Genomic DNA, 6,101 nt, shown 5'->3' on the forward strand with positions numbered 1-6,101 from the left:
TCTCCCAAACTCATCCGCGTCTTACATGCAGGAGCATTAAGGTTTTTTAGTGCGCAGATGAGCAAGTGGGGGAGAGGTACGGAGTGAACGTCGCAACCGGCTGGAGAAAGACCGCCGCAGGAGTGGCCCTGGCCACCACGGCAGCCTTGACCGCCTCATGCTCCGGCGGAGGAACGCCCAACGGCCCCTCCGCCTCCGAGGCGACCACCTCCGCCACCACCCAACCCCCCACCATCCAGATCAGCCCCGCCGACGGCGGCGCCAAGGTCGACCCCGCCAAGAAGGTCATCGTCACCGCCGCCGGCGGCACCCTCGACGACGTCATCGTCGAGGCGAAGGGCGAACAACTCGAGGGCAAGTACAACAGCGACAAGACCCGCTGGATCTCCACCACCCCCCTCAAACCCTCCAGCAGCTACACCGTCACCGCCCGCGCCGGAGCCACCACCGCCGACGGCACCTTCACCACCCTCAAACCCGAACGCATCCTGCAGATCGCCGACGTCACCCCCAACGTCAAGGGCGAAACCGTAGGCGTCGGCATGCCCATCCGGGTCACCTTCAACCAGGCCGTCACCAACAAGGCCGCCGTCGAACGCAACCTCCACGTCGAATCCGAAGAACCCCACAAGGGCGCCTGGCGCTGGATCGACGACACCGTCGCCATCTACCGCCCCGCCAAATACTGGGCCGCCCACCAGAAAGTCACCTTCTCCGCCGACCTCACCGGCGTCAAAGCCGGCAAGGGCCTCTACGGCATGAAGGACTACGACTACAGCATGAAGATCGGCGCCAAGGTCATCAGCAAGATCAACGCCGCCAAGCACATGATGTACGTCTACAAGGACGGCAAACGCGTCAAGACCATGGCCATCAGCGCCGGCATGGCCACCACCCGCGAATACACCACCACCTCCGGCATCCACCTCACCATGGAACGCGCCCACCCCGTCCGCATGATCTCCCCAGGACGCAAAAAGGGCGACCCCGGCTACTACGACGTCATGATCGACCACGCCGTCCGCATCTCCAACAGCGGCGAATACGTCCACGCCAAGAACAACACCTGGGCCCAAGGCCGCCGCAACGTCAGCCACGGCTGCATCAACGCCCGCCCCGACCAGGCCAAATGGTTCTACGACACCTTCCAGCGCGGCGACATCGTCGACATCACCGGCACCGACCGCCAACTCGAATGGAACAACGGCTGGGGCTACTGGCAGATGTCCTTCACCCAGTGGAAGAAGGGCAGCGCCCTCAAGAACGACGCCTGACCACCACACACGTAAGGGCCGCACCTGCACCCAGGTGCGGCCCTTACGCATCTACGGGACCAGCGGCACAGGGGAGAAGCCCTCACACCGAACGGGGGAGAAACCCCCTACCACCCAACGGGGGAGAAGCCCCGCTCACACCAACGCCAACTGCCCGAACCGCGGCTCACGCCGCTCCGCCACCCCCGCACCACACGCCAGACCATACGCCCGGCACAACTGCCCGATCTGCCCCACAATCCGCTCCTCATAACCAGCCGACGGCAACCCCGACCGGTCATACAACTCCTCATACCGGCCCACCAACTCCGGATGAGCACCCCCCAACCACTCCAAATACCACTCCCGCGTACCCGGAGGCAGCCGCAACACCACCGGCTCCACCGCCACCGCCCCCGCCGCCGCGATCCGCCGCACCGTCGCCCCCAACTGATCCGCCGCATCACTCAACAACGGCAACACCGGCCCCATCCGCACCCGGCACGCCACCCCCGCCTCCACCAACGCCGACACCAGCTCCAACCGCGCCTGCGCCCCCACCGCCCCCGGCTCCACCCCACGCCGGATCCGCTCATCCACGAACGCGATCGACACCGCCACCGAAGCCCCCGCCTCCGCCAGCACCCCCGCATCACGCAACACCAGCGGACTCTTCGTATACACCGTGAACGGCACCCCCGCCTCCGCCAACGCCGCCACCACCCCCGGCATCAACCGATACGTCCGCTCCGCCACCTGATACACATCACCACTCACCCCCACCGCCACCGGCTCACCACCCCACCGAGCCAGCTCCGCCCGCAACCGCACCACCACATTCGGCCGCACCACCACCCGCGTCTCGAAATCACGACCCGCGTCCAACCCCAACCGGCCATGCCCCGACCGCGCCCCACACCCCACACACGCGTGCGCACACCCCCGATACGGCGACACCCCCCACCCCTCGGAGACCCCCGCCCACACCGGCACCCGCTCGATCACCGAACGAGCCTGCATCTCATAGAAACCACCACGCAGCACCGCCCGCCGCTCGATCAGCGGACGATCGTCAGCGGCCTCCACCAACGGCAGCGCATCCCAACCCACCACCCAAGTGGAACACGCATTCGACTCCCAGAGCAAGCCACTACACTGCCCCCGTGCTCAAACCCCGCTACCCCATCACCACCCCCCGCCTCACCCTGCGCCCCTTCACCCCCGACGACCTCGACGCCCTCCACGCCTACGAATCCCGCCCCGACGTCGCCCAATACCTCTACTGGGCGCCCCGCGACCGCGACACCGTCCGCGAACACCTCGACAAGAAAATCACCCGCACCCAGCTCCACGACGAAGGCGACGCCCTCGACGTCGCCATCACCCGCAACGACACCGGCGCCCTCATCGGCAACACCCTGCTCATCTGGACCAGCCGCACCCACCGCCAAGGCGAAATCGGCTACATCCTGCACCCCGACCACCACGGCCACGCCTACGCCGCCGAAGCCGCCCGCGAAATGCTCCGCCTCGGCTTCGACCACCTCGGCCTCCACCGCATCGTCGGCCGCCTCGACGCCCGCAACACCGCCTCCGCCCGCGTCCTGCAGAAACTCGGCATGCGCCAGGAAGCCCACCTCATCGACAACGAACACGTCAAAGGCGAATGGGTCTCAGAAATGATCTACGCCATGCTCGAAACCGAATGGACACCATGACCACCCACCCCACCATCCACCACCTCGCCCTGCGCACCGACTGGACCCACGCCCAGACCACGGGGGAGTACCTCATCTCCACCCTCGGCCGCACCCTCGCCCAAGAGGGCTACATCCACTGCAGCCGCGACCACACCCAACTCCGCACCGTCCACGACACCTACTACCACCACATCCCCGACACCGACCTGATCATCCTCGACATCGACCCCACCGGCCTCGACATCCGCACCGAGAACGGCTACCCCCACCTCTACGGCCCCCTGCCCACCACAGCCGTCACCGCCACCCGCCCCTACACCCCCTGAAAAACGGAAAACGGCCAGCCCGTCACACCGTGACAGCCTGGCCGCAACCGCGAAAACCTAGCGGCGAACCCCCGGACCCACCGCAACCGGCACCTGAGCCGGCGCATACAACGGAGCCTGCACCGGCTCCTGCCCATACCCATACGCCTGCCCCTGCGGATGACCCTGCGCCTGCCCCTGAACTGGACCCGGCGCCGCAACCGGACGCGCCACCTGCTGCGTCCGCTCCCGATCAACCCCACGCCGATCGGCGCAGTCACCCCCGCAATACCCATTCGTCAGAATCAGCCGCCCCCGCAGCGGCGTGTACGCATCCCGCCCCGAAGCCGGAACAACCCCCTGACACACCGGACATAACACAGACTCGTTCCCCACGTGCTGCTCCTCTCGCGGCGCGATAGCAGAAGACCACCCTAAACGCCACATCAACCCAGCGGCAGCCAATCAACGAGAAGTCACCCCAACTGTCAACCACCCACCCCACCCCGCCACCCAACCGCACCACCGGGGGAGAAGCACCCCAAACCACCACTCCACCAGCCACAACACCCGCTCACCACCACCCCCGCCGCCCCACCACACCTCCCGCCCGGCATGCACCCCACCACGTAACGCATCTCACACCCGCCAATCCGGCGAACCCAAACCCCTAACCGAAAACCGGCAGGGGAGAGCCCCCACGAGCCGCCGACCACATCTACTTGACATAATGTCCATTATCAAGCAACCAGACAGACCCCAGAAGCCCGCTGTCAGAGCCCCCGGCGCACCCGCACACCCTTCGTGCCGCACAACCGAGCGCGTACGATCGAATCATGCCCATCCTGGCGATCTCCACCGGCGGTCTCGTCGCGATCACCGCGGTCGTCACGATCGTGATCATCTACCTGATCATCCTGGCCGCGCGCCTCACCCGCCGCCCCCGCAACCGCCCAGCCCCCAACCCCGACCTGGTCGAGCAGGCCCGCGAGATGAAGGCGCTGGGCCAGATCCAGGAGGCAGTGTTCCTCGTACGCGGCGAGACGGGCATGAGCCACCGCGCCGCCACCCGCTTCGTCAACCGGCTCTAATCCGACAAAATAGGTCATACCAGACAGAAGCTGGATTCTGTTTGGTATGAGCAGCCAGTCGTTCCGCCGCCTCCGCACGCCGCCCCGCGCGCTCTGACGCACCGCGCGGCCTCCTTACGCGCGCGCTCCCCTCTCGATGCCGGCTTGATCACTCCAGGGAGCCGGTCCCGCAGGGGCCGACCGCCACGAGGGGCCGACCGCCTGCCGAATGGGCGTGGGCCCACTCCCCTCGCGCGTCCGTGGTCCACGGGTGGGCGTCTGCCCACTCCCCTTCGGCGGGTGTGACCAGTGCGGCGTCCCTCCCCCTCCGGCCTGGCGTGGTGGTCAGGTTTCCCGCCACTGCCCCGTGCGGAGGGCGTGCTCGGCCGCGCGTTCGTGTTCGTCGGTCCAGGTGAGGTCGGGGTCGGGTTCGAGGAGGCCGACCACGACGGTGGCGATCGCGAGTGCGGGTTCGGTCCATTCGGCGGGTTCGGGGGCGCCGAAGGGGTTGGCGGGGAATCGGTGGGTGGTGAGTTCGGGGTTGGCGGGGGTCATGAGGATGAGTCCGCGCAGGGTGGCGACGGCGAGGCGGGCGATGGTCTCGTACGTGATGCCGGGGTGTGGGCGCAGGCCGAGGAGCCGGGTCATGTGGGTGTAGGTGGTGGCGAGGCCGGTGATCATGGTGTGTTCGGCGTCGGTGAGGGCTTGCTGGACGTCGGTGCGGAGGTCGCCGTCGGGGAGGCTGCGGAAGGTGGCTTGCAGGGCGAGGTAGGTGCGCCAGGCGGGTGAGCGGTGGAAGAGGTCGTATTCGCCGAGTGCGCCGGTGCGGAGTGCTTCGGCGGCGAGGGCACGGCGTTGGTGGGGGTTGCGGGCCCAGGTGAGTGAGGTGAGGAGGGTGTGGGTGGCTGTTCGGGTGGCGGTGGGGTCGGTGGCGGTGGTGGTGGGGTTGGTGGCTTTGGCGAGTTCGCGGAGGAGGTCGCTGAAGAAGAGGTCTTTGTAGGGCCAGCGGCGGTAGACGGCGCTGCGGGCGACGCCGGCGTCTCGGATGATCTGTTCGAGGCTGAGGTGGTCGAGGCTGACGGTGAGGCCGGTGTGTTCGACGGTGTGGGTGGCGGTGTCGAGCATGCGGCGGGCGGTTTCTTCGTCGGTGATGCGGGTGCGGCGCCGGGTTGGGCCGGTTTGCGGTGGTTGTGGGGTCACTCTCGTAGTTTATGGTACTTGGGATATCGTGTCTCAACGGGTGCGGGGGTGGTGGGCCGTGGTGGGTCGGCCGGGGTTGTTCCTGGTGCTGGTCGCCGTGCTGTCGGTGCCGTTCTATGTGGTGGGGGCGCTGTCCCCCACGGTGCGGGTGGGGGCGGTCGACATGCCGGCGAGTGCGGCGATGTTCGTGGTGCCGCTGGTGGCGGCGGTGGTGCTGGTGTGGCGGGATGCGGGGCGGGCGGGGGTCGTGGCGTTGCTGGCGGGGGTGGTGGATCGGCCGGCGGGGCGGGCTCGGTGGTATGCGGTGGCGGTGGCGTTGCCGGTCGTGGTGGGGGCCGGGGTGGTGCTGGTGGGTGCGGCTCCGGTGGGGTTGGCGACGTCGCTGGTGGTGTTGCCGTTGGTGTTCGGGGCTTCGGTGGTGGCGGCGGCGTTCGAGGAGGTGGGGTGGACGGGGTATGCGGCCGATCCGTTGCGGGGGCGGTTCGGGGTGGTGGGTGCGGGGGTGGTTCTCGGGGTGTTCTGGGGGGTGTGGCATCTGCTGCCGTTGGTGCAGGCGGGGCACGGTGCGGTGTG

The 6,101-nt window shown here is 68.0% G+C and carries 7 protein-coding genes; 5 read left to right on the forward strand and 2 right to left on the reverse strand.

The genetic code is table 11. The features are described from left to right. Window positions 1-83 precede the first annotated feature (83 nt). A complete protein-coding gene (locus ACBI99_RS20950) occupies window positions 84-1,274 on the forward strand; it encodes an Ig-like domain-containing protein (protein ID WP_357585054.1) in 1,191 nt (396 codons plus the stop codon). Window positions 1,275-1,409: 135 nt separating this feature from the next. Here ACBI99_RS20950 and ACBI99_RS20955 read toward each other — a convergent pair whose 3' ends face one another. Continuing rightward, window positions 1,410-2,399: a radical SAM protein gene (locus ACBI99_RS20955; protein ID WP_246646704.1), complete on the reverse strand. Its 990-nt coding sequence runs from the start codon at window positions 2,397-2,399 to the stop codon at window positions 1,410-1,412. A 17-nt stretch (window positions 2,400-2,416) separates the two neighbouring features. Between ACBI99_RS20955 and ACBI99_RS20960 the strand changes: the two genes are divergently transcribed. The 3 genes from ACBI99_RS20960 (at window position 2,417) to ACBI99_RS20970 (ending at window position 4,349) form a co-directional block, all read left to right on the forward strand. Continuing rightward, entirely contained in the window at window positions 2,417-2,971 is a 555-nt protein-coding gene (locus ACBI99_RS20960) for a GNAT family N-acetyltransferase (protein ID WP_375073140.1), read from the forward strand. Then, window positions 2,968-3,279 (forward strand): DUF952 domain-containing protein, encoded by a 312-nt coding sequence (locus tag ACBI99_RS20965; protein WP_357585051.1) that lies wholly within the window; start codon window positions 2,968-2,970, stop codon window positions 3,277-3,279. Before ACBI99_RS20960 ends, ACBI99_RS20965 begins: the two co-directional genes overlap by 4 nt. 815 nt (window positions 3,280-4,094) lie before the next feature. Continuing rightward, on the forward strand, window positions 4,095-4,349 hold the full coding sequence (locus ACBI99_RS20970) for a hypothetical protein (RefSeq protein ID WP_219517335.1): 255 nt from the start codon (window positions 4,095-4,097) through the stop codon (window positions 4,347-4,349). Between the two features lie 324 nt (window positions 4,350-4,673). Here the strand turns inward: ACBI99_RS20970 and ACBI99_RS20975 are convergent, their stop codons facing one another. Then, window positions 4,674-5,528: a TetR/AcrR family transcriptional regulator gene (locus ACBI99_RS20975; RefSeq protein ID WP_357585045.1), complete on the reverse strand. Its 855-nt coding sequence runs from the start codon at window positions 5,526-5,528 to the stop codon at window positions 4,674-4,676. Window positions 5,529-5,613: 85 nt separating this feature from the next. Here ACBI99_RS20975 and ACBI99_RS20980 point away from each other — a divergent pair. Beyond that, the coding region (locus ACBI99_RS20980; RefSeq protein WP_375073148.1) for a type II CAAX prenyl endopeptidase Rce1 family protein at window positions 5,614-6,101 on the forward strand (488 nt) is incomplete at its 3' end.

The organism is Nonomuraea sp. ATR24 (assembly GCF_041950485.1).
Lineage (GTDB): Bacteria > Actinomycetota > Actinomycetes > Streptosporangiales > Streptosporangiaceae > Nonomuraea > Nonomuraea ceibae.